Genomic DNA, 20,852 nt, shown 5'->3' on the forward strand with positions numbered 1-20,852 from the left:
CTTTACTCCTTCTCGCTGATTTCGGGCAACTGCCAGAAATCGAAAAAATTAAACCAGTCGAGCGGTGACAGTAAGGCGTAATGTTCCAGCCGCTGCGCGTAGCGATCGACGGTATGTTGCAGCGCCTGCTGACGTTCACCGCGCGGCAGCAGCAGCGGGTCGGCGAACGGTTCGCAGTGCAGGGTCAGCGTCCCCTGCTGGCTGAGGGCAAAAATCAGCACCACCGGACAGCGCAGAATGGAGGCCAGGATAAACGGCCCCTGCGGGAACGGCGCGGGCTGGCCCATAAACGCGCTCCAGATCACGCGCCAGCTGCCGCCGCGCTGCGGCGTGACGGCGATACGATCGCCCACGATGGCCACCCATTCGCCGCGATCCAGCTTTTCTTTGATCAGGATAGCGGTCTCCGGGCCGATGTCAGTGACGGGCATCAGGTGAATACCCGCTTGCGGAGCCATCTCTTCCATAATCTGCTTAAAGCGTTGGGCGTTATCGCTAAAGACCAGGGCGTTGATGGTTTTCCCCCCTTCACGCTGCGCCAGCGCCCGGCAGGCTTCCACGTCGCCAAGATGCGAGGCCAGCAGCAGTTTACCCTGTGGATCGTCCAGCCCCAGCGCCTCGCGGGCACCCGGTGCAAACACCAGATCGCGATGCAGCTTCATCTCGCCGCGCCAGCTGGCCACTTTGTTCAGCATGGCATGACCAAAACGCAGGAAGTGAAAAAAGCTGTTCAGCCGGGGGGGCGGTGGGATCTGTCGCTGTGCCATGACCTCTTTAACCCGCCTAAGCCATTGCCGCGACGCCTGACGCGCCGAACGGGCGGTAAGCCAGTAAACGGCGGTGACCGGCCACAGCAGGAGGGTGAAGGCCTTGCGCCCAAGCAGTTGCCAGACGCGTAACATCAGGCGCATACCCCATAGCCCTTTGACCTCCTGCTGTTGCGCCCAGTGCTGCGGGCGACGGCGCATCAGCAGGGAAGGGATGCGCGGCAGCATCCCCAGGAACAGACGGGTATGCATCAGCGAGATGCGCACGTTGTCTTTTAGCGCATCGAAGTGGGATACACCGTCTGCCGGGTAGGTGACGCGGGTGGGCAGAAAATAGCTGGGCGTGCCCTGCCAGTAGAGGCGGACCATCACTTCAGTATCAAAGTCCATGCGCTTGCCGAGCGGGGTACGTGCGGCAAGCTGCATCACCGGCGTGATCGGATAGACCCGAAAGCCGCACATGCTGTCTTTAAGCTGCAGGGACAACGTTTCAATCCAGACCCAGACGTGCGTTATCCAGCGTCCGTAAAGGCGCGAACGGGGTATGGAGTCATCGTAAACGGGCTGACCGGAAATCAGCGCCTCGGGGTGACGTTGCGCCAGCGCCAGAAAACGGGGGAGATCTTCAATGGCGTGCTGGCCGTCGGCATCCACCTGGATTGCATGAGTGAAGCCGCGCTCTGCGCAGGCTTTCAGCCCCGCCATTACCGCCGCGCCTTTGCCGCTGTTTTTCGCCAGACGCAGCAGCGTAACCTGCGGATGCTGCTCCGCTAAGTGCGCCAGGGTGTGGCGCGTGCTCTCTTCGCTACCATCGTCAACCACCAGGCACGGGAGGTCAAACGGTGCCAGACGTGCGAGCACCGCAGCCATCATCGCACCGTGGTTGTAGCAGGGGATCAACACGCAGGGGCGGAACGTTACTGACATAGGCGAATCTTCCCGCTGCTGGCGGTATGGCGTTCACTGCCCGCATGGCGCTGGTAACTGAAGCTGAGCATCTGACGGGCAGGGTGCCAGTCAAGGATCAGCGTCACCGTGTTGTCCGGCAACAGCGGGGCCGCAAACTTCACATTCTGAATGCTGTGAAAACGGTAGCCCGGTGCCATCAGGGTGGTAGCGTAATGCATCACCCAGTCGAGTTGTGCAACGCCAGGGAGCAGGGGCTGGACAGCAAAATGTCCCTTAAACCAGAGCAGGTCAGGATCAAGATAAAGCGTTATCTCCAGATGCTCCGGGTGAGTCTGGTGGCGTTCGATTTCATGAATCTTCATGAAATAACTCCTGTAGCTGTGCAGTCACACGCTTGTTCATACTGTTGACCGGGATTTCATCGACAATGCGCCAGTAGCGGGGCACGGCAACCGGTTCAAGGCAGGGGCGAAGGGCGCGACGCCACGCGGATTCCTGGGCATTTTTACCCCCGTTGTCTCTGTGCAAGCGCGCCGCGTCACTGAGTACCAGCAGCACGCCAATGGCCTGACGACCACGGCGAGTGACCGCCAGCGCGGCGGCGTCGCAGATGCCGTCCAGCGCCAGTAACCGCTGCTCAATCTCATCGAGCGAAATGCGTTTATCTTCAATTTTGACCACCCGGCCACGGCGTCCGACGATGTTGAACTGCCCGTCAGCCGCGAAATGCAGGATATCATCCAGCACGGCTCCTTCAGCCTCGCGGATCAGTGGCGACGTCACCTGATCGCCGTGGAACGTCACGCCGGGAAACGGCTGCCAAAGTGTTGTCTCATCCAGACGGTGACGCCAGGCCATAACGCCCGTTTCGGTGCTGCCGTAAATTTCATCAGGCCAGACGTTCAGCCAGTCATGACAAGGGATGATGTCGCGCCAGGGCAGTTCGCCCCCGGCTGAGAGCAGCAGGGCAACCGGAGGCGGCACAAGCGAGGTGTCGAGCCGCTTGAGGAATGCCGGGCTGCTGATAAAGAGATACCGTTTGTCCTGCGGCAGCGCTGACAGCTGTTCCGCGTACTGCAGCAGGGAGGCATGCAGCGGCAGGCCAAGCGCCATGGGTAAGACAACACGGAACGTCAGGCCATACAGATGATGCAACACCACGGAGGCCACGACGTGACAGCCTGTCAGCCGTTCGCCAAACCGATCGGCGAGCAGACGGGCTTCCCGATCCAGGCCGATCACCGGCTTAATCACCCGCTGCGGCGTGCCGGTGGAGCCAGAGGTAAAGAGCTCGATAACGCGCGTCTCGTCAATGGCAGGCAAGGGGGAAAAGGGGGTGTTTGTCGGCGCAGTGGCGGTGACCAACCGCAGTCGCCCTGAAAACTCGAGCGTGGTGTCGCTCAGGACGCCGCTGAACATGGCCCGCTGTTCGTTAAGCTGCGCCCCCCGGCTGTGCCCGGGGAGCACGGGGGTTTTACCCGCATGAAGCGTCGCCAGCAGGGCGACGATAAAAAGATAGCCGTTTTCAAAACAGAGCGCCCAGCGCTCGCCCTCTTCCTGACGCAGCGCGTCGACCAGCTGCGTAACATCGTGGCGCAGATCGCCCAGCGTCCAGATACGATCGTCAAGCCAGGCGACAGGCGTCTCATCAGGACGCGGGGCGTTTAGCCACTGGCTCAGAGGAAGCGGTTTATCCATCGTTTTTTATTACCCGTTGTCGCACCAGCCATTCACCCGCCATTAACGTTCCCATCAGGATGTAGGAAAGCATTCCGTTCCACAGCGTCCACAGGCGCAGGTCGGCGTACAGCACGGTAAACAGCGCGACTGCGCCATTGCAGATAAAAAAGCCGCACCAGACTTTCGTCACTTTACGCGTGTAACGAACCCCGGCAGGAGACAACTGGGGCTCCCGTATCCGCGCCAGCCGTTCCACCATCGGCATGGATGTCCACAGCGAGCCCCCAAAGACCACCAGCATCACCAGATTAACGACCACCGGATAAAACAGCACCCACAGGTGAGCGTGAAAAAGGCTCGCCACGCACAGCACTGCCCCGGCCAGCGTCACGCTCAGGAAAACGTAGCGCAAGGGGCCGCGCTGCTGGCGCGTCTGCCAGACACGCAGCAGCAACACCAGCGCCATCAGGGGCAATATCCATTGCAAATGGTGGCTTGCAAGGCCATAGCCAATCAAAAACGGCCAGGCCAGCAGCATCAGGCCCGTCAGTATCGGGATGAGCGGAATGGCAGGCACGTCAGGCGTCGCGCTGGAGTTGTTCCACAACGTCGACGATGTCCTGAACGGTACGCACCGCTTTGAAGGTTTCAGGCTTAATTTTATGCCCCGTCTTCTTCTGCAGGTTAACCACCATATCTACGGCATCAATGCTGTCGAGATCCAGGTCTTCGTAAAGCCGGGCCTGCGGCGTAATGAGCTCAGGGTCGAGTTCAAAAAGTTTAATAAGAAGCGCAGAGACTTCCTGATAAAGGGTTTCTTGTTCTGTCATAGCGGGTCATTCTCAGGCGCGTTGTTGATGAATAAAAGCGGCGAGCGTGGCAACGGAATAGAAGTGCTGGCGCATCTCGTCGCTCTCGGCAGAAAGCACTACGCCGTACTGATTTTTCACAGCCAGCCCCAGCTCCAGGGCATCAATAGAGTCCAGACCCAGTCCGTCACCAAACAGCGGAGCGTCGGTGTCGATATCCTCTGGGGTAAGTTCTTCCAGATTCAGCGTAGAGATAATGAGATTCTTAATTTCAAGATAGAGCGCTTGCATCTTTCATTCCTGACAAAGATTGAAGACCGGATGTTAATTGCTGCTGCATATGCCGGTTTAACTGCCTTGCCGCCAGCGCAGGTTCGTGCTGGCTCGCATCGTAAAAATCATGAATGTTGATGCGTTCGCGAACATCCACGGTAAAAATGGGTTTTTTGGGCGGCACATTGTACCAGCGACTCTGTTTATCCAGCATGCGTTCGCTACAGTGGATCACCACCACGCGCAGAGAGCTGTTGCAACGAACGGCAATATTCGCCGCTCCCCGCTGCAGGGTAATGGCTTCGCCCACGCGGGTGCGGGTGCCTTCCGGGAAAATTAGCAGGGTGTCGCCCTGCGCCAGACGCTGCTGGCTGGCACGAAGCAGCGTTTCTGCTTCGCTGTTGATCAGGTAATCTGCTGCACGGATCACGCCGCTGACAAAGGGGTTACGCAGCAGCGCGCTTTTCACCAGACAGTCGGTTTCGTTCATCACCGAGGCGAGGATCACATAGTCCAGCAGCGAAGGATGGTTGGCTATCACCAGGCAGCCGCGCTCGGCGCGCAGAACGTCCAGATTGTTAAAGCGGTAATCCAGCACGCCGGTTCCGCGAACGACCGCCAGGAACAGCCGAAAACTGGCGGAGATGCTGCGTCGCGCCAGTCGGCGGCGTGCCGTGCGATCGCGCTGAAAAATCAGCAGCAGGTTAAACCAGACCAGCGACAGCAGCAGCCCGCCAAGGCCAAACAGGGCGAAGCAAAACCCGGTCATCAGCATGCGCCATAACCGATCGAGGCGGGAGAGGATCTGGCTCATTGGCGCGTCCACTGCCACTGCAAACGCTCGCCCGCCAGGGCAAATTGCCGCGCGTCGCTCAGGTAATGTCGCAGGAACTGAAGGCTTTGCGGCAGCGCGGGCTCTTCCCCTGTGCTTTCGCGATGGGTTTCACAGCAGAGCGCGTCCCCGGCTTCAATCACCAGCGCAAGGGCGTAAGGCCAGACGGGCATCTGCGGCGGGAGCCCGGCGTGATAAAACTCGGGCAGGACGCCGTCAAAATCCACCAGCAAAACGCGGGAATAGCCCGCGTGAAGCAGACTCAACACTTCGCACAAACTTTGCTGGAAGGTGTCCATCCCGGCGGAGACCGAGGATGAGACAATCGGCTGACCTGCAGTGATCGTAAGATTGCCGACCGCGGCGTTATGAACAGACATTGCAAAATCGGTGGGGGAGACGGGTTGCTCCGTCGCCAGCGCTTGCAGAATACGGTAGTTGCGTTCCAGCTCGCCATGGCGGCTGCTGTAGACCACGGCATCGATACGATGTTTGCGCAGCATCGCAAGGCCAATATCCACCGCCAGCTTACTGCCCGAATTGAGGCGGCGGGCGGTCATCATCGGCAGGTCGGTCAGTTTTGCAAGCGGCGCGGCGGGATCGATGGCGTCAGACTGGCGCGACCATGCCTGCCATGCGTCGGCATCGCTGAGTCCTGGCGCTCTGGCCTGCCAGTCGATAATGGTGAGGGTAAATTTCATCTACGCGCGTCCGCGATAAACCTGTTTCTGTGATTTTTACTTCGCAAGCGCGATGTTACAGCGTACATCGTACAGTGTTGTCGCAGGCTTGCGAATAACGTTTCTCCTAAAAATTTCCCGTAGAGTCGTGTTCCGTCTCACCCCAGACGATTAACCGGGAAGCCGACTCTTGGGTCGGCCCGGCCCCAGCAGTATCGCCAGTTTGCTGCCGCCCTTGGTGGTCTCCATCCAGATTTTACAGACGCTGGTGAGCGGTACCGACAGCAGCATCCCAACCGGGCCCAGCAGCCATCCCCAAATCAGTAAGGATAAGAACACCACCAGCGTCGACATGCCCAGCCGGTGGCCCATCATCCGTGGTTCAAGAATATTCCCCAGCACCATATGCACCACGAGGAACAGCGCCCCCACCAGCATGCACTCATAGAAGCCATTAAACAGAAACGCCTGAATCATGGGCGGCACGGCGGAGAGTACCGCGCCAATGTTGGGCACGTAGTTCAGCAAAAACGCCAGCACTCCCCACATCAGCGCGAACTGCACGCCCATCAGTATCAGCCCCAGCCAGACAATCACGCCGGTCCAGACGCTCAACAGGGTTTTTAAGGCCAGATATTTGGAGACGCCCTTTAACGCGCGGTGTAAACCGGCGATGTGAATTTGCGGATTATTCAGCGCAAAGCGCAGCTTATAGGGCACGTGGCGCACTTCGAACAGCATAAACACCACCGTCATGACCAGCAGCAAAATGCTGGCCATGGCGCCGGACAGGCCGGTCATCAGCGTGGTGGCGTAGGTCATGATTTTTTCGGAATCCATCCGGCGCAACATCCGTTCCGGCGAAATATGCAGATTCAGAAACGGCATCATCTCCTGAAGCGCCACGATCTTGCGCGTCAGCTCTTTGTTGTATTGCGGCAGCATCGTGGAGAATTCGCTCAGCGAGGCGGCCAGCACGCCGAAAAGGGCGGTGAGGGCAATCAGCATCACGATAACCACAATGGTTATGGCCACCGGGCGGCTGATACCCCGGCGCAAAAACCAGGTCACCAGCGGGTTAAGCACAATGGCAAAAAAGAGCGCCAGCAGAAGCTGGACAATAATATCGGCGGCAGCATGGATACCGGCGAGGATCACCACCAGAGAGGCGAGTTTTAACAGGATGTGGAGTCCTGCTTTGTCGGGCGGGTTAGGGGTCATTCGTGTTCCTTAATGTGATTGCCCGTTAAGTGTAGTGCGCGGGTTTCGCTTCGTCTGGCACCGTTAATCTGAAAGTCGCTGCTGATTTTCTGCTGGCGTCGTGGTAATAGTGAAACACTGTTGCAAAAATCCAGGTAAAACCTCATGCCCGAACCCGCCGCCGAACCGGCATTAAGCGGATTACGCCTTAATCTGCGCATTGTCTCCGTTGTGATTTTTAACTTTGCCAGTTATCTGACGATTGGCCTGCCGCTGGCGGTGTTGCCGGGCTATGTGCATGACGTGATGGGGTTTAGCGCATTCTGGGCGGGGCTGGTGATTAGCCTGCAGTACTTCGCCACGCTGTTGAGCCGCCCGCATGCGGGTCGCTACGCGGATCTGTTCGGGCCGAAGAGCATTGTGATTACGGGATTGTGCGGCTGTTTTCTCAGTGGCCTGAGTTACCTGCTGGCGGCAACGACCAGCCACTGGCCGTTGGTCAGCCTGGTGCTGCTGTGCCTGGGCCGGGTGATCCTCGGTATTGGGCAAAGCCTGGCAGGAACCGGCTCGACGCTGTGGGGCGTAGGCGTGGTCGGGGCACCGCACATTGGCCGGGTGATCTCCTGGAACGGCATTGTCACCTACGGGGCAATGGCGCTTGGCGCCCCGCTTGGGGTGATGTGCTATGCGTATGGCGGACTGTACGGCCTGGCGGGCACCATTATGGTGGTCGCGCTGGTGGCGATCCTGTTTGCCCTGCCGCGTCCGAAAGTGAAGGCCAGCAAAGGCAAACCGCTGCCGTTCCGGGCAGTGCTGGGGCGCGTCTGGCCGTATGGTATGGCACTGGCGCTGGCAACCACCGGCTTTGGGGTGATCGCCACCTTTATCACCCTGTTTTATGACGCCAAAGGCTGGGACGGGGCGGCCTTTGCGTTAACCCTGTTCAGCTGTGCGTTCGTGGGGGCCCGTTTGCTCTTCCCGAACGGTATTAACCGCCTGGGCGGGCTGAACGTGGCGATGATCTGCTTTGCGGTTGAGATTGTCGGGCTGCTGCTGACCGGTATAGCGACCGCGCCGTGGATGGCAAAAGTTGGCGTGTTCTTCGCCGGAGCCGGTTTTTCGCTGGTCTTCCCGGCGCTGGGTGTGGTGGCGGTGAAAGCCGTGCCGCCGCAGAATCAGGGGGCGGCGCTGGCAACCTACACGGTGTTTATGGATATGTCGTTGGGCATTACCGGGCCGCTGGCAGGGCTGGTCATGGCCTGGGCAGGCGTGCCGGTTATCTATCTTGCGGCTGCGGGTCTGGTGGTGATGGCCCTGATGCTCACGTGGCGGCTAAAAAAATGGCCCCCGGTGCAGGCACCGGAGGCCACGTCATCATCCTGACGTGTTACTGAATCACGATGGTGTTGATGATGTTTTCAGCGGCAGTCTGCGCTTTCTGCTGATCTTCCGCTGGCAGGGTGATCTGCAGGGTCAGCAGTTTGTTATCAACCTTACCCAGCACCACGGAAGAGTAAGCTGTCTGACCTTTTGCAGAGATAATGCTGTCCAGCTGCTGCAGCGTGTGGCCTTTCAGTTCGATGGACTTGTTCGTCACCACCTGCAGCTGCGGGTCGCGGCTGCGCTGCTGATCTTCCAGACGTTTGGACAGCACGGCCAGGTCTTCGCTGGTGTCGTCGCCCACAATCACAATCACCGCTTTCTGCCCGGTTGCATCGGAATAGACGTGCATGTTGTTCGCCTGGGTACCCAGCTTGCCGCTCTGGTCAGTCATATCCGCTGGCAGAGAAAAGCTGAGTTTACCGTCCAGCAGGTTCACCGGCTGACCGGTTGCGTTGCTCTCTGCAGACGCGCCCTGAGCAGGCGTTTTCGTGTCGCTGTTATCACAGGCTGCAAGGCCGACAACCAGCAGGCCAATCCCGACATATTTAACCAGATTGCGCATTGACTTCTTCCTTTCGATAAACGGCCATAACGGCTCATTTGTCCATCTTATCACAACTGATAAAGCGAACCCTTAACCAGCCTGCAATGCTGTGATTTCAGATTTATCTGCCAGTCTTTTCAGCAGCATATTCAGCAGCACGCCGTACATCGGCAGGAAGAAGACAATGCTGATAAGCACCTTGAAGCAGTAGTCCACCAGCGCAATTTCCATCCAGTGTTCGGCCATAAACGCATCCGGGCTGTGCCAGAAGGCAATGAAGAAGAAAGCCAGCGTATCGCTGACGTTGCCGAACAGCGTCGAGGCGGTGGGGGCCATCCACCAGCGGTGATTCTGACGCAGGCGGTTAAATACGTGCACGTCGAGGATCTGCCCCAGCGCATAGGCCATAAAGCTTGCAGTAGCGATTCGGGCAACAAACAGGTTGAAGTGGGTTAACGCCTCAAAGCCCTGCCAGCTCCCCATGTAAAACAGGGAGGAAATAACGTACGACACGAACAGCGCCGGCAGCATGACCGCAAAAATAATGCGGCGAGCCAGCGGTGCGCCAAAAATACGCACGGTCAGATCGGTGGCGAGAAAAATAAACGGGAAGCTGAACGCGCCCCAGGTGGTATGGAAACCAAAGATGGCGATCGGCAACTGCACCAGATAGTTACTGGAGGTGATCACCAGCAGATGAAAAAGCGAAAGCCAGAACAACGCTTTTACGCGCTGCGATTCAGAAAACGGCGTCATATTGTGACCTTTTTATACGTTGGGGTGAGGGAACCCAATAAAAACCGCAGCATGATACTGCTTTGGCAGGACAATGCAATGGTTAGTTTTTACGCAACCGTTAACCTGGTTTGCATTGCTGGCTACGGGGCGTAAACTACAGCCGTTTTTATCTGACCGAGAACACCATGACCGATCTGTTTTCCACTCCAGACCACACCCTTGATGCGCAGGGCCTCCGCTGCCCTGAGCCGGTAATGATGGTGCGCAAAACCGTGCGCAATATGCAAACCGGCGAAACGCTGCTGATCATCGCTGACGATCCGGCAACCACCCGCGATATCCCCGGTTTTTGTACCTTTATGGAGCATGAACTGGTGGCACAGCAGACCGAAGCACTGCCGTACCGGTATTTAATCCGCAAGGGGTAACCCCTTACTGCATGCCTAACAATCCCGGCAGCCACAGCGAAATCGCCGGGATGTACGTTATCATTCCCAGCACCAGCAGCAGCATGCCGTAAAACGGTAGCATCGCGCGCACCACATGTTCGATTTTCTGCTTGCTCACCGCACTGGCCACAAACAGCACCGATCCCACCGGCGGCGTGATAAGCCCGATCCCCAGATTCACCATCATGATCATCCCGAAATGCACCGGGTCGATCCCAAGCGACTGGGTCACCGGCAACAGCACCGGCGTCAGGATCAGAATGATCGGCGCCATATCCATCAGGGTGCCAATCAGCAGCAGCATGATGTTGAGGTACATCAGGATCACGTACTTGTTATCCGAGAGCGAGGTGAAGAACGCCGTGATGCGCACAGGCAACTGCATGTAGGTCATCACCGCGCCAAACGCCGCCGCAAAGCCAATCAAGATCATCACGATAGTGACCGTTTTCACCGTCCGGCACATCAGCTTAGGCAGTTCGCTCCACGTGTAGTCGCGATAGATAAACATGGTGACAAAGAATGCCCACAGACAGGCGACCGCCGCGGATTCGGTGGCGGTGAATATCCCGGACATGATCCCGCCGAGGATAATTACCACCGTCATCAGCCCCCAGAGAGCGTCCAGCAAAATCTTCAGCGCCTGTTTAAAGGGTATCTTTTCGCCTTTTGGATAGCCGCGCTTATGGGCAAAGCACAGACACAGCGTCATCAGGCACAGTCCCAGCAGCAGCCCCGGCAGCACGCCTGCGATAAACAGCGTGGCAATGGAGACCGTACCGCCTGCGGCCAGCGAGTAGATCACCGAGTTGTGGCTGGGCGGGATTAAAATCGCCTGCACCGACCCGCTGGCGGTGACCGCCGCCGCGTACTCGCGAGGATACCCCTTTCTCTCCATCTCCGGGATCATCACGCTGCCGATGGAGGCCGTATCCGCCACCGATGAACCGGAAATCGCGCCGAAAAAGGTGGAGGCCACAATATTCACCAGCGACAGCCCGCCGCGAATAAAACCGACAAAGACATACGCGAAATTCACCAGTCGTCGGGCGATGCCGCCTTCCGCCATGATCGCCCCCGCCAGGATGAAAAACGGGATCGCCAGCAGGGTAAATTTGTTAACCCCGCTGGTGATCTGGATCATCAGCGCTTCGAGCGGTAACTCGATCCACAACGCGCCCGCGACAGCGCTTAAGCCGACGGCAAACGCCACCGGCATACCCAGCGCCAGCAAAATGACGAGGGTGAATAACAAAACGAATGCATCCATTGTTCACCCCTTAACTGTGGTTGCCGATCAGCACCACAGGACGGTTTTCCTGTGAGCCAAACAGCAGACGTTCAATGACAAACAGGATCAGCACCGCAGAACCAATCGGCAGCGGCAGATAACTCTCCCCTGACGTCAGGATCGGAAACTCGGCGACCGGCTGCTCCCAGAGCTCGACACACAGCCAGTAGCTGTACCAGAACATAATCAGCGAGATCAGCAGCATCAGCAGATCCACCACGCGCGCACACGCTGTTTTCAGCATGTCCGGCAGTCGGTCGGTCAGCATGTTCACCGCGATGTGTGACCCGGCACGGTAGCTCACCGCCGCGCCGATAAACGTAAAGGTCACCATGCAGATGATGGCAATCGGCTCCGGCCAGGATTCACCGCGATTCAGCACATAGCGCGAGAAGATGCCAATCGGGATCACCACCGTCATCACCAGCAGCGCGCATCCCGCTACGCCCATGGCGAGCAGATACAGCCGGTCCATCCACTTCAGGTAGAGTTCGGACATACGTTCTCCGTTTACTGAACGTCAGCAATGGCTTTCATCAGGTCCTGATGCTTTTCGCCATACTGCGCGCGCACCGGCTCTGTGGCTTTGATAAATACCGATTTGTCGATCTCGTGGAACTGCACGCCACCGGCTTTCATCTTCGCCAGCGCCTCGGCGTTATAGGCCTGCCACAGCTTGCGCTGTTCGAATTGCGCTTCGCGCGCCAGGGTCAGGATTTTCTGCTGTTCGTCTGCGCTGAGCTTGTCCCATTTCACTTTTGAGTAGAGCAGCATTTCCGGGGTAATGAAGTGGCCGCTGAGGGTATAGTTTTTGGCGATCGGCATATAGTTATGGGCGATGAAGGTCGGCGGATTATTCTCAGCGCCGTCGATTACGCCGGTCTGCATGCCGCTGTAGACCTCACTGACCCCCATCGCCACCGAGTTAGCCCCCATGTCTTTCAGTGTCGCCAGTGCCACCGGGCTTCCCTGAACGCGGATTTTTTTGCCTTTTAGATCCTCCGGTTTGACGATCGGTGTTTTGGTTATCAGGTTACGGGTGCCGGAATCCATCCAGCCGAGAAACACCAGCCGCGATTTGGGGTTGGCGGTCAGTTTGTCGCCAATCTGCTTGCCGATATCGCCGTCGATGACTTTGTGCATGTGGTCTTCATCGCGGAACACATAGGGCAGGGTAAAGACTTCAATATCGGGCAGGATCGCCGCCACCGGAGCCATGGAGACACGGATCATGTCGATCGCCCCCATCTGCGCCTGTTCAATCATCTGCTTTTCATCCCCGAGCACGCCGCCGGGAAAGACCTTGATCTCCAGCTTGCCGTCGGTTTGTTGTTTGAGTTTCTCCCCCATGTGCTGTACGGCTACCACGTTCGGGTAGCCTTCAGGATGCACATCGGCGGCTTTAATGGTTTGCGCAGAAACGGAGCAGGCAAAAGCAGACAGACACAGAGCGGCCAGTAACGGCTTGAGGGTCGTTTTCATCAAGTCAACTCCAGGGTAGTGAGGTATGTGTTAAAACGGTGTTTTAGTTTTGTACGTTTAAAAATTACACTATGGCCTGGAAAACGGAGGTGAAGCGCCTCACAAAAGCGTGAATTTCTGAAACGCTGGTTTAGATTTTTGAGAAGGGAAGGCCGGGTTGCCGTTACGCTTTACCCGGCCTGGCGTGCATTGCGTGTTATTTGCGTCGCAGTAAGCGGAGCGCGTTGGCCGTCACCAGCACCGTCGCGCCGGTATCCGCCAGCACCGCCAGCCACAGCCCGGTGATGCCGAGCAGGGTGGTGACGAGGAAAATCCCTTTCAGCCCCAGGGCGATGCTGATGTTCTGGCGAATATTGGCGCGCGTGGCGCGTGCCAGGGAAATCATCTGCGCCAGCCCGGTCAGGCGGTTATGGGTGAGCGCGGCATCGGCGGTTTCCAGCGCCACGTCGGTACCGCTGCCCATGGCAATCCCGATGGTGGATGCTTTCATCGCTGGCGCATCGTTGATTCCGTCGCCGATCATCGCCAGCGGAGCATGGCTGTTCAGCTCCGTCACGGCACTGACCTTGTCCGCAGGCAGTAATCCGGCCTTAAAGTCCAGCCCCAGCTCTCCGGCAATCGCGGCGGCGGCACGCGGGTTATCGCCGGTGAGGATCACACCCTGGACGCCCAGCTGATGGAGCGCCGCGACGGCCTCTTTCGCATCATCACGCAGGGTATCGCGCAGTGCCAGCATGCCTTTGGCGACGCCGTCCTGCATGACGGTTACGACAGTTTGTCCGGTCTGTTCTAACGCCTCAACCTCTGAGTTAGAAGACTTACCCGCCGCGACAATCAGCACCTTTTTACCGTCGATGTCGGCCTCAATCCCGGACCCAACCAGCGCCCGCTGTGCCGTTGCCGTCGGAATTGCCAGCCCGCGCGACTGCGCTTCACGCACAATCGCCTGCGCCAGCGGGTGAGTGGAACCCTGCTCAACGGCGGCGGCCAGCGCCAGCAGTTCATCTTCACCGATATCCTGCGGATACACGCCAGTGACCTGCGGCTTGCCGACGGTCAGGGTGCCGGTTTTATCGAACGCCACCTGCTGCACCTGGCTTAACTGTTCCAGCGCCGCGCCGCCTTTTATCAGGGCACCGCGACGTGCCGCTGCCGCCAGACCGGAGGTAATGGCCGCCGGGGTGGAGATCACTAGCGCACACGGACAGCCAATCAGCAGCAGGGTCAGACCTTTGTAAATCCAGCCTTCCCACGGCGCACCAAAGAACAGCGGCGGAACGATAGTGACCAGCAGGGCAACCAGCATGATGGCGGGGGTGTAAATCCGGCTGAAGCGGTCAATAAATCGCTCGACGGGGGCGCGACGCTCCTCGGCCTCTTCGATCAGCTTCAGGATACGGTCGATGGCGCTGTCACCGGGTTCGGAAAGTACCGTGAGCTGGACCAGACGGTCGACGCTGGTGGCGCCCGCAGGTACTTTTTCACCGGCCGTGCGTTCAACCGGAATCGACTCCCCGGTGAGGGCGCTTTCGTCGAAGCTCGCGGTGGCGGTGAGCAGGGTACCGTCCGCAGGCAGGCGCCCTCCGGCAGCGACTTCAATCACATCGCCTGGACGCAGCGCGTTAATGGCCACCGTCTGGCGTTCGTTTCCGGCTACTCGTGTGGCGGTTTCGGGCTTAAGCGCCATCAGGGCGCTGACCCCTTTACGCGCCCGGCTTGCCGCCCAGCCTTCAAGACGTTCGCCAATTAAGAACAGCAGCAGCACCATGGCCGCTTCCGCTGTGGCACCAATAAACAGCGCGCCGATAGCCGCCACGCTCATCAGTGTTTCGATAGCGAACCAGCTGCCGCTTTTCATCAGCCGCAGCGCCTGACGGGCAATGGGATACAACCCGACAAGCGTGGTGGCGATAAACGCCAGATTGCCAAACGGGTGGTTGATCTGCTCCAGACCCCAGCTCAGGGCCATCATCATCACGAGCGCGATAAGGGGCAGATTTTCACGCAGCGGAGCGGTTTTTTCGGCGGGGGCCGTTTCGCTACGCAGGGAATAACCGGCCTGGCTGACGGCGGACACAACCTGCTCGCTAACGTCACTCTCGGCGCTGACCAGCAGTTTTTCGGTCGCAAAGCGCACCTGCACGTGGCTGACGCCGGGGATCTGTTTTACCGCATTTTCGACTTTGCGGGCGCAGGCCGCGCAATCCATGCCGTCAACCACCCAGCTGTAATGGTTTCCGCTTTCAGGCAGCGGCGGCGCGTTTTGCGTTTCGCACGCTCCTTCACAGCAGCAGTCATCTTTCGCTGGCACCGGGCTGAGCTTAAATGCTGAAAATTGTGGGGCTTTTTTAGGTGTTTCTGGAGTCGACATGGCACTCTCCGGTAATGATAATTTTCTCATTAACCGCAGCATACACTCTGGAGTCGACTCCAGAGTCAAGGCTTATTTAGATATACAGCGAACGCACAATCAGGAAGTGCCCGGCAAAGTAACAGGCGGAGGCAATCGCGTTATCAGCCCGGAAACGACGGCGATAGTGGCTGCCCAGCCAGACGATATTGCCGATTAACAGCAGCGCCGCGCCAAAGAAAGCGGACATCGCCTGTGAGGTTGGGCGGAAGAACCACAGTTCACCGGCCAGCCACACCATCACCAGCGTCATGGCAATAAACGTGCAAACAGGCAGACGCATCTCTTCCAGGCGTGACCAGATCACCGCGATCAGCAGCGCGCCGATCACCAGCAGCACCAGCGGGAGCGGCCAGAAGAAGGATAGCGTCATCTGGCTGGCAAAATAGATGGTGTAAAGCAGATGCGACAGGAAGAACGCCCCCACGGCATACAGCAGACGCTGACGCGGCAACAGGGTCAAGGCATCGCCAATCAGAGAAGCACACAGCCCGGCGAGGACCAGGTAGCTGATGGCGTTAAACATCGGCGCTTGCCAGGCAAGCAGCAGGAGCAGCAACAGCGTGACGGGTTTAAACAACCAGCGCTGCCAGGCCGGACCGCGGTATGACGCATCGACATAAAGCCATGCGGAAAAACAGACAGCGATAAATGACCAAAGCATATTAACTCCCTGTATCTGTTAAGGCTGAATAATCAGTTTCATCTTCAGTGTAGTGATGCGGGCAGGCGTTTGGCAATGCCGGGGGAGTCAGGGTATCCTGAATTCCGCATAATCTTATGGGATTGTTGAATGAGCAAGATGCCGCTGTTTTTCATTATCGTGGTGGCGATTATCGTCATTGCCGCCTCGTTCCGTTTTGTGCAGCAGCGCCGCGAGAAAGCGGATAACGACGCCGCGCCGTTGATGCAAAAGCGCGTGGTGGTGAGCAATAAACGCGAAAAACCCCTAAATGATCGGCGCTCGCGCCAGCAACAGGTTACCCCTGCGGGAACGACCATGCGCTATGAAGCAAGCTTTAAGCCGGAAACGGGCGGCCTGGAGATGACTTTCCGCCTGGAGGCGCAGCAGTACCATCAGCTGACGGTAGGTGAGAAAGGGATGCTGAGTTACAAAGGGTCGCGGTTTGAGGGGTTCAGGGCTGAATAATACGATCCCCTCTCCCAGTGGGAGAGGGTTAGGGCATCAGATCGCACCTTACTTCTTCACCTGCGCCTTAAACTTCTTCATCCACACCAGCAGTTCAAACACGCCGAAAATAAACACGCGCAGCTGCTGCCAGCCGGTCATCTGCGGGCCGTCTTTTGGCAGGCCGTTTTTCAGCATCACCATCTGCAGGGCATGCATGAAGGTGGTAAAGATAAACGCCACGTTCACAAAGATATTCATCGGGCGCGGGAACGGATGCACCAGATTGAGCAGTAAAAACGCCCAGACGCACAGCATCAGCAAACGTCCCAGATTAATCAGTACTGGCATTGGATTCTCCTTGTGCCTGACGATGATACAGACGATAAGCGACCTGACCCGCCACTTTTTCGCGGTGTAAATCCCAGTGAACCGGCACTGGCGGTAGCCCGTTTTCCACTTCGCTTTCAACGTAAATCAGCGCGTCATCCGCCAGCCAGCCGTTGCTTTCCAGCAGGGATAACGTCTCTTCCAGCAGCCCCTTACGGAACGGCGGATCGACAAACACCACGTTGTGTGGCGTGCCAGGCTGCGCGAGGAAACTGAGCGTATTGGTGTTCACCACTTTGGCGTTGGTGGCTTTCAGCGTCGCCAGATTTTGCTGCAGCGTCTGCGCGACGCCGCGCTCCATCTCCAGCAGCGTGGCGCTGGCGGCGTAGCGCGAGAGGGCTTCCAGCCCTAATGCGCCGCTGCCCGCAAAGCAGTCGAGGCAGTGGGCGTCTACCATTGACGGGGCCAGCCAGTTAAACAGCGTTTCACGCACGCGGTCGGTGGTTGGGCGTAAACCGGGGCTGTCCGGCACCGGGAGTTTCCGGCCTCGCCACTGGCCACCGATAATACGAATTTGACCGGCTGGGGCGCGGTTGGGTTTCTTCATCTCAGGAAAGCTCTGTTAACAATTGGCCTGCGATTGCGGGCGGTGATGTCAATTAAGTAAAGTGTTAGACTATTTCATCATTTTTTTAGCTTCCATGTATATAGCGCCGCGAGGAGTGTAGTCGCAGATGGCAAAACAAAAAAAACGTGGCTTCTTTTCCTGGCTGGGTTTCGGTGAAAAAGAGCAAGAAACAGAACAGAAAACCGAAGAACAACAAGCCGTTGAAGAGCAGTCTCAGCCTGAAACGCCTGTAGAAACCGCCGCGGTTGTCGAAGCGGAAGAGCATGCGCACAGCAAAGAAGAGACTGAAGCCTTTGCTGAAGAGGTGGTTGAGGTCACCGAACAGGTTCAGGAGAGCGAAAAGCCAGAACCTGTTGTTGAAGCGGTTACTGAAGCGCCGCAGGCCGTTATCGAACATGAAGAGTTGCCGCTGCCGGAAGAGGTAAAAGCGGAGGACGTTTCCCCTGAAGAGTGGCAGGCCGAAGCGGAAACCGTGGAAATTGTCGACGCGGTGGAAGAAGAAGCGGCACATGAGCCGGCGCTGGCCGCTCAGGCGGCTGAAGAAGCGGTTATCGTCGTGCCCGTGGAAGAACAGGCCGAAGAGGAGATCGTTCAGGAGCAGGAAAAACCGACCAAAGAAGGTTTCTTTGCCCGCCTGAAACGCAGCCTGTTAAAAACCAAAGAAAATTTAGGTTCCGGATTTATCAGTCTGTTCCGCGGCAAAAAGATCGACGACGATCTGTTTGAAGAGCTGGAAGAGCAGTTGCTGATTGCGGACGTTGGGGTGGAAACCACCCGTAAGATCATCGCCAACCTGACCGAAGGGGCGAGCCGCAAACAGCTGCGCGACGCCGAAGCGCTGTACGGCCTGCTGAAAGACGAGATGGGTGAAATTCTCGCAAAAGTTGACGAACCGCTTAATATTGAAGGCAAAACGCCATTTGTTATTCTGATGGTTGGCGTTAACGGTGTCGGGAAAACCACCACCATCGGCAAACTGGCGCGTCAGTTCGAGCAGCAGGGTAAAACGGTGATGCTGGCGGCGGGTGATACCTTCCGCGCGGCGGCGGTTGAACAGCTGCAGGTGTGGGGCCAGCGCAACAACATTCCGGTGATTGCGCAGCACACCGGTGCAGATTCCGCGTCCGTGATCTTTGACGCCATCCAGGCGGCGAAGTCGCGAAATGTGGATGTCCTGATTGCCGATACCGCAGGGCGTTTGCAGAACAAATCGCACCTGATGGAAGAGTTGAAGAAAATCGTCCGCGTCATGAAGAAGCTGGACGAAGACGCACCGCATGAAATTATGCTGACCATCGATGCCAGCACCGGACAGAACGCCGTCAGCCAGGCGAAGCTGTTCCATGAAGCGGTAGGACTGACCGGGATCACGCTGACCAAACTGGACGGCACCGCGAAAGGCGGGGTGATCTTCTCCGTGGCCGATCAGTTCGGCATTCCTATTCGTTACATCGGTGTGGGCGAGCGTATTGAGGATTTGCGTCCGTTTAAGGCGGACGACTTTATTGAGGCATTATTTGCCCGAGAGGACTAACAATGATTCGCTTTGAACACGTCAGCAAGGCCTATCTCGGTGGGAGACAAGCGCTGCAGGGGGTGACCTTCCACCTGCAGCCAGGCGAGATGGCATTCCTGACCGGCCATTCCGGCGCGGGGAAAAGTACCCTGCTCAAGCTTATCTGTGGGATTGAACGGCCAAGCGCCGGGAAAATCTGGTTCAGCGGCCATGAAATTAGCCGTCTTAAGAACCGCGAAGTGCCGTTCCTGCGTCGCCAGATCGGGATGATTTTCCAGGATCACCACCTGCTGATGGATCGCACCGTTTTCGATAACGTGGCGATCCCGCTGATTATTGCCGGTGCCAGCTATGATGATATCCGCCGTCGCGTCTCTGCGGCGCTGGATAAGGTCGGGCTGCTGGACAAAGCGAAGAACTTTCCGATCCAGCTCTCTGGCGGTGAACAGCAGCGTGTGGGCATTGCCCGTGCGGTGGTGAACAAGCCTGCGGTATTGCTGGCGGATGAACCGACCGGTAACCTGGACGACGCCCTTTCTGAAGGGATTTTGCGTCTGTTTGAGGAATTCAACCGCGTTGGGGTGACGGTATTGATGGCGACGCACGACATCGGGCTCATTTCCCGCCGTTCGTACCGCATGCTGACCCTGAGCGACGGGCATTTGCACGGAGGCCACGGTGAACAAGCGTGATGCAATGAACCAGATTCGGCAGTTCGGGAACCGGTTTGACCGTTTCCGTAAGCCGCAGGGTGGCGGTGACGGTAACCGTAATGCGCCGAAGCGGGCGAAAGCCGCGCCGAAGCCAAACTCCCGCAAAACCAACGTGTTCAATGAACAGGTACGCTACGCCTTCCACGGCGCGTTGCAGGATCTGAAAAGTAAACCGCTGGCGACGTTCCTGACGGTGATGGTTATCGCCATTTCGCTGACGCTGCCAAGCGTCTGCTATATGGTCTATAAGAACGTGAATCAGGCGGCGTCGCAGTATTATCCGTCTCCGCAGATCACGGTCTATCTGGACAAAGCGCTCGACGATAACGCCGCGGCGCAGGTGGTGGGGCAAATCCAGGCCGAGAAGGGCGTGGAGAAGGTGAACTACCTTTCCCGCGAAGAAGCGCTGGGTGAGTTCCGTAACTGGTCAGGCTTTGGCGGCGCGCTGGATATGCTCGAAGAGAACCCGCTGCCGGCCGTGGCGGTGGTGATCCCGAAGCTCGACTTCCAGGGAACGGATTCACTTAATATGCTGCGCGACCGCATCTCTACCATTAAAGGCATTGATGAAGTGCGTATGGACGACAGCTGGTTTGCGCGTCTTGCCGCACTGACCGGGCTGGTGGGGCGCGTGTCGGCGATGATTGGCGTGCTGATGGTGGCGGCGGTGTTCCTCGTCATCGGTAACAGCGTGCGCCTGAGCATTTTCGCCCGCCGCGATACCATCAACGTGCAAAAGCTGATTGGTGCGACGGATGGCTTCATCCTGCGTCCGTTCCTTTACGGCGGCGCATTGCTCGGTTTTTCCGGCGCATTTCTTTCACTGATATTGTCAGAAATTTTGGTGATGCGGCTCTCCTCCGCCGTGACCGAGGTGGCGCAGGTCTTCGGAACTAAGTTTGATATCAGTGGTTTAGGGTTCGATGAGTGCCTTCTTCTGCTGCTGGTCTGCTCCATGATTGGCTGGGTGGCAGCATGGCTGGCGACGGTTCAACATTTACGCCACTTTACTCCCGACTAAGAAAAGCGTGATATAATCTTTCCCTGCACCGAGATGTTCGCTCTGCAGGGAAAGCGTCCCTGTTGTCT

23 protein-coding genes and 1 pseudogene are annotated in these 20,852 nt (G+C 57.8%); 6 read left to right on the forward strand and 18 right to left on the reverse strand.

Annotation, left to right across the window (positions count from 1 at the left end):
* Positions 1-2: 2 nt before the first annotated feature.
* From ACMWKA_RS16525 to ACMWKA_RS16565, 9 genes are all read right to left on the reverse strand, one after another.
* Positions 3-1,694 (reverse strand): glycosyltransferase family 2 protein, encoded by a 1,692-nt coding sequence (locus ACMWKA_RS16525; RefSeq protein ID WP_045900970.1) that lies wholly within the window; start codon positions 1,692-1,694, stop codon positions 3-5.
* The gene (locus tag ACMWKA_RS16530) at positions 1,685-2,038 is read right to left on the reverse strand and encodes a hydroxymyristoyl-ACP dehydratase (protein WP_013099160.1); all 354 of its coding nucleotides are present in this window, start codon (positions 2,036-2,038) and stop codon (positions 1,685-1,687) included. Before ACMWKA_RS16530 ends, ACMWKA_RS16525 begins: the two co-directional genes overlap by 10 nt.
* Complete coding sequence (locus tag ACMWKA_RS16535) at positions 2,025-3,374, reverse strand: AMP-binding protein (protein WP_373340663.1); 1,350 nt, start codon at positions 3,372-3,374, stop codon at positions 2,025-2,027. Before ACMWKA_RS16535 ends, ACMWKA_RS16530 begins: the two co-directional genes overlap by 14 nt.
* A complete protein-coding gene (locus tag ACMWKA_RS16540) occupies positions 3,367-3,963 on the reverse strand; it encodes a hypothetical protein (protein WP_048972517.1) in 597 nt (198 codons plus the stop codon). Before ACMWKA_RS16540 ends, ACMWKA_RS16535 begins: the two co-directional genes overlap by 8 nt.
* Positions 3,935-4,186 (reverse strand): acyl carrier protein, encoded by a 252-nt coding sequence (locus ACMWKA_RS16545; RefSeq protein ID WP_020687737.1) that lies wholly within the window; start codon positions 4,184-4,186, stop codon positions 3,935-3,937. The genes ACMWKA_RS16540 and ACMWKA_RS16545 overlap by 29 nt, the downstream gene beginning before the upstream one ends.
* A 12-nt stretch (positions 4,187-4,198) precedes the next feature.
* Positions 4,199-4,456, reverse strand: a complete 258-nt coding sequence (locus tag ACMWKA_RS16550; protein ID WP_010436544.1) for a phosphopantetheine-binding protein — start codon at positions 4,454-4,456, stop codon at positions 4,199-4,201.
* Positions 4,437-5,252 (reverse strand): lysophospholipid acyltransferase family protein, encoded by an 816-nt coding sequence (locus tag ACMWKA_RS16555; protein WP_013099156.1) that lies wholly within the window; start codon positions 5,250-5,252, stop codon positions 4,437-4,439. The genes ACMWKA_RS16550 and ACMWKA_RS16555 overlap by 20 nt, the downstream gene beginning before the upstream one ends.
* Entirely contained in the window at positions 5,249-5,971 is a 723-nt protein-coding gene (locus tag ACMWKA_RS16560; protein ID WP_029883610.1) for a beta-ketoacyl synthase chain length factor, read from the reverse strand. The genes ACMWKA_RS16555 and ACMWKA_RS16560 overlap by 4 nt, the downstream gene beginning before the upstream one ends.
* A gap of 150 nt (positions 5,972-6,121) precedes the next feature.
* Positions 6,122-7,171, reverse strand: a complete 1,050-nt coding sequence (locus tag ACMWKA_RS16565) for an AI-2E family transporter (protein ID WP_414760430.1) — start codon at positions 7,169-7,171, stop codon at positions 6,122-6,124.
* A gap of 109 nt (positions 7,172-7,280) precedes the next feature.
* On the opposite strand from ACMWKA_RS16565, the pseudogene ACMWKA_RS16570 reads away from it, so the two are divergent.
* Positions 7,281-8,533: pseudogene (locus ACMWKA_RS16570) on the forward strand (MFS transporter).
* A gap of 4 nt (positions 8,534-8,537) precedes the next feature.
* Here ACMWKA_RS16570 and ACMWKA_RS16575 read toward each other — a convergent pair.
* Together ACMWKA_RS16575 and ACMWKA_RS16580 are read right to left on the reverse strand one after the other, a co-directional pair.
* On the reverse strand, positions 8,538-9,095 hold the full coding sequence (locus tag ACMWKA_RS16575) for a DcrB family lipoprotein (RefSeq protein ID WP_013099152.1): 558 nt from the start codon (positions 9,093-9,095) through the stop codon (positions 8,538-8,540).
* Between the two features lie 72 nt (positions 9,096-9,167).
* A complete protein-coding gene (locus tag ACMWKA_RS16580; RefSeq protein WP_013099151.1) occupies positions 9,168-9,833 on the reverse strand; it encodes a 7-cyano-7-deazaguanine/7-aminomethyl-7-deazaguanine transporter in 666 nt (221 codons plus the stop codon).
* 167 nt (positions 9,834-10,000) lie between these two features.
* Between ACMWKA_RS16580 and tusA the strand changes: the two genes are divergently transcribed.
* Entirely contained in the window at positions 10,001-10,243 is a 243-nt protein-coding gene (gene tusA, locus ACMWKA_RS16585) for a sulfurtransferase TusA (RefSeq protein ID WP_014833603.1), read from the forward strand.
* 4 nt (positions 10,244-10,247) lie between these two features.
* On the opposite strand, the gene ACMWKA_RS16590 is transcribed toward tusA, so the two are convergent.
* The 5 genes from ACMWKA_RS16590 to ACMWKA_RS16610 form a co-directional block, all read right to left on the reverse strand.
* Positions 10,248-11,534 (reverse strand): TRAP transporter large permease, encoded by a 1,287-nt coding sequence (locus ACMWKA_RS16590; RefSeq protein WP_414760431.1) that lies wholly within the window; start codon positions 11,532-11,534, stop codon positions 10,248-10,250.
* Between the two features lie 10 nt (positions 11,535-11,544).
* The gene (locus tag ACMWKA_RS16595; protein ID WP_013099148.1) at positions 11,545-12,054 is read right to left on the reverse strand and encodes a TRAP transporter small permease; all 510 of its coding nucleotides are present in this window, start codon (positions 12,052-12,054) and stop codon (positions 11,545-11,547) included.
* Positions 12,055-12,065: 11 nt separating this feature from the next.
* Positions 12,066-13,037 carry a TRAP transporter substrate-binding protein gene (locus ACMWKA_RS16600; protein ID WP_013099147.1) on the reverse strand — a complete coding sequence of 324 codons (972 nt, stop codon included), beginning with the start codon at positions 13,035-13,037 and terminating at the stop codon, positions 12,066-12,068.
* Between the two features lie 196 nt (positions 13,038-13,233).
* Complete coding sequence (zntA, locus tag ACMWKA_RS16605) at positions 13,234-15,408, reverse strand: Zn(II)/Cd(II)/Pb(II) translocating P-type ATPase ZntA (protein ID WP_414760432.1); 2,175 nt, start codon at positions 15,406-15,408, stop codon at positions 13,234-13,236.
* 76 nt (positions 15,409-15,484) lie between these two features.
* Positions 15,485-16,111, reverse strand: coding sequence for a lysoplasmalogenase (locus ACMWKA_RS16610; RefSeq protein ID WP_013099145.1), 627 nt, complete (start codon positions 16,109-16,111; stop codon positions 15,485-15,487).
* Positions 16,112-16,240: 129 nt separating this feature from the next.
* Between ACMWKA_RS16610 and ACMWKA_RS16615 the strand changes: the two genes are divergently transcribed.
* Entirely contained in the window at positions 16,241-16,597 is a 357-nt protein-coding gene (locus ACMWKA_RS16615) for a DUF2500 domain-containing protein (RefSeq protein ID WP_029883607.1), read from the forward strand.
* Positions 16,598-16,645: 48 nt separating this feature from the next.
* Here ACMWKA_RS16615 and ACMWKA_RS16620 read toward each other — a convergent pair whose 3' ends face one another.
* Positions 16,646-16,927, reverse strand: a complete 282-nt coding sequence (locus ACMWKA_RS16620; protein WP_013099143.1) for a DUF1145 family protein — start codon at positions 16,925-16,927, stop codon at positions 16,646-16,648.
* Positions 16,911-17,513 (reverse strand): 16S rRNA (guanine(966)-N(2))-methyltransferase, encoded by a 603-nt coding sequence (rsmD, locus tag ACMWKA_RS16625; protein WP_029883606.1) that lies wholly within the window; start codon positions 17,511-17,513, stop codon positions 16,911-16,913. The genes ACMWKA_RS16620 and rsmD overlap by 17 nt, the downstream gene beginning before the upstream one ends.
* Before the next feature lie 127 nt (positions 17,514-17,640).
* Here rsmD and ftsY point away from each other — a divergent pair, with 127 nt between their 5' ends.
* The 3 genes from ftsY to ftsX are packed head-to-tail and all read left to right on the forward strand — an operon-like array spanning position 17,641 to position 20,784.
* Positions 17,641-19,068 carry a signal recognition particle-docking protein FtsY gene (gene ftsY, locus ACMWKA_RS16630; RefSeq protein ID WP_414760433.1) on the forward strand — a complete coding sequence of 476 codons (1,428 nt, stop codon included), beginning with the start codon at positions 17,641-17,643 and terminating at the stop codon, positions 19,066-19,068.
* A gap of 2 nt (positions 19,069-19,070) precedes the next feature.
* Entirely contained in the window at positions 19,071-19,742 is a 672-nt protein-coding gene (gene ftsE, locus ACMWKA_RS16635) for a cell division ATP-binding protein FtsE (protein ID WP_013099140.1), read from the forward strand.
* Entirely contained in the window at positions 19,729-20,784 is a 1,056-nt protein-coding gene (ftsX, locus tag ACMWKA_RS16640; protein ID WP_129327446.1) for a permease-like cell division protein FtsX, read from the forward strand. The genes ftsE and ftsX overlap by 14 nt, the downstream gene beginning before the upstream one ends.
* Positions 20,785-20,852 lie beyond the last annotated feature (68 nt).

This window comes from Enterobacter sp. 03-F-07-AD-ECC, from assembly GCF_047530935.1.
In the GTDB taxonomy this organism is placed as follows: Bacteria; Pseudomonadota; Gammaproteobacteria; order Enterobacterales; family Enterobacteriaceae; genus Enterobacter; species Enterobacter cloacae.

What these genes read in the sequence shown, in the direction of transcription:
- ACMWKA_RS16525 (WP_045900970.1), bottom strand. Translation starts at nt 1,694, where the DNA reads ATGTCAGTAACGTTCCGCCCCTGCGTGTTGATCCCCTGCTACAACCAC.
- ACMWKA_RS16530 (WP_013099160.1), bottom strand. Translation starts at nt 2,038, where the DNA reads ATGAAGATTCATGAAATCGAACGCCACCAGACTCACCCGGAGCATCTG.
- ACMWKA_RS16535 (WP_373340663.1), bottom strand. Translation starts at nt 3,374, where the DNA reads ATGGATAAACCGCTTCCTCTGAGCCAGTGGCTAAACGCCCCGCGTCCT.
- ACMWKA_RS16545 (WP_020687737.1), bottom strand. Translation starts at nt 4,186, where the DNA reads ATGACAGAACAAGAAACCCTTTATCAGGAAGTCTCTGCGCTTCTTATT.
- ACMWKA_RS16550 (WP_010436544.1), bottom strand. Translation starts at nt 4,456, where the DNA reads ATGCAAGCGCTCTATCTTGAAATTAAGAATCTCATTATCTCTACGCTG.
- ACMWKA_RS16555 (WP_013099156.1), bottom strand. Translation starts at nt 5,252, where the DNA reads ATGAGCCAGATCCTCTCCCGCCTCGATCGGTTATGGCGCATGCTGATG.
- ACMWKA_RS16560 (WP_029883610.1), bottom strand. Translation starts at nt 5,971, where the DNA reads ATGAAATTTACCCTCACCATTATCGACTGGCAGGCCAGAGCGCCAGGA.
- ACMWKA_RS16565 (WP_414760430.1), bottom strand. Translation starts at nt 7,171, where the DNA reads ATGACCCCTAACCCGCCCGACAAAGCAGGACTCCACATCCTGTTAAAA.
- ACMWKA_RS16575 (WP_013099152.1), bottom strand. Translation starts at nt 9,095, where the DNA reads ATGCGCAATCTGGTTAAATATGTCGGGATTGGCCTGCTGGTTGTCGGC.
- ACMWKA_RS16580 (WP_013099151.1), bottom strand. Translation starts at nt 9,833, where the DNA reads ATGACGCCGTTTTCTGAATCGCAGCGCGTAAAAGCGTTGTTCTGGCTT.
- tusA (WP_014833603.1), top strand. Translation starts at nt 10,001, where the DNA reads ATGACCGATCTGTTTTCCACTCCAGACCACACCCTTGATGCGCAGGGC.
- ACMWKA_RS16590 (WP_414760431.1), bottom strand. Translation starts at nt 11,534, where the DNA reads ATGGATGCATTCGTTTTGTTATTCACCCTCGTCATTTTGCTGGCGCTG.
- ACMWKA_RS16595 (WP_013099148.1), bottom strand. Translation starts at nt 12,054, where the DNA reads ATGTCCGAACTCTACCTGAAGTGGATGGACCGGCTGTATCTGCTCGCC.
- ACMWKA_RS16600 (WP_013099147.1), bottom strand. Translation starts at nt 13,037, where the DNA reads ATGAAAACGACCCTCAAGCCGTTACTGGCCGCTCTGTGTCTGTCTGCT.
- zntA (WP_414760432.1), bottom strand. Translation starts at nt 15,408, where the DNA reads ATGTCGACTCCAGAAACACCTAAAAAAGCCCCACAATTTTCAGCATTT.
- ACMWKA_RS16610 (WP_013099145.1), bottom strand. Translation starts at nt 16,111, where the DNA reads ATGCTTTGGTCATTTATCGCTGTCTGTTTTTCCGCATGGCTTTATGTC.
- ACMWKA_RS16615 (WP_029883607.1), top strand. Translation starts at nt 16,241, where the DNA reads ATGAGCAAGATGCCGCTGTTTTTCATTATCGTGGTGGCGATTATCGTC.
- ACMWKA_RS16620 (WP_013099143.1), bottom strand. Translation starts at nt 16,927, where the DNA reads ATGCCAGTACTGATTAATCTGGGACGTTTGCTGATGCTGTGCGTCTGG.
- rsmD (WP_029883606.1), bottom strand. Translation starts at nt 17,513, where the DNA reads ATGAAGAAACCCAACCGCGCCCCAGCCGGTCAAATTCGTATTATCGGT.
- ftsY (WP_414760433.1), top strand. Translation starts at nt 17,641, where the DNA reads ATGGCAAAACAAAAAAAACGTGGCTTCTTTTCCTGGCTGGGTTTCGGT.
- ftsE (WP_013099140.1), top strand. Translation starts at nt 19,071, where the DNA reads ATGATTCGCTTTGAACACGTCAGCAAGGCCTATCTCGGTGGGAGACAA.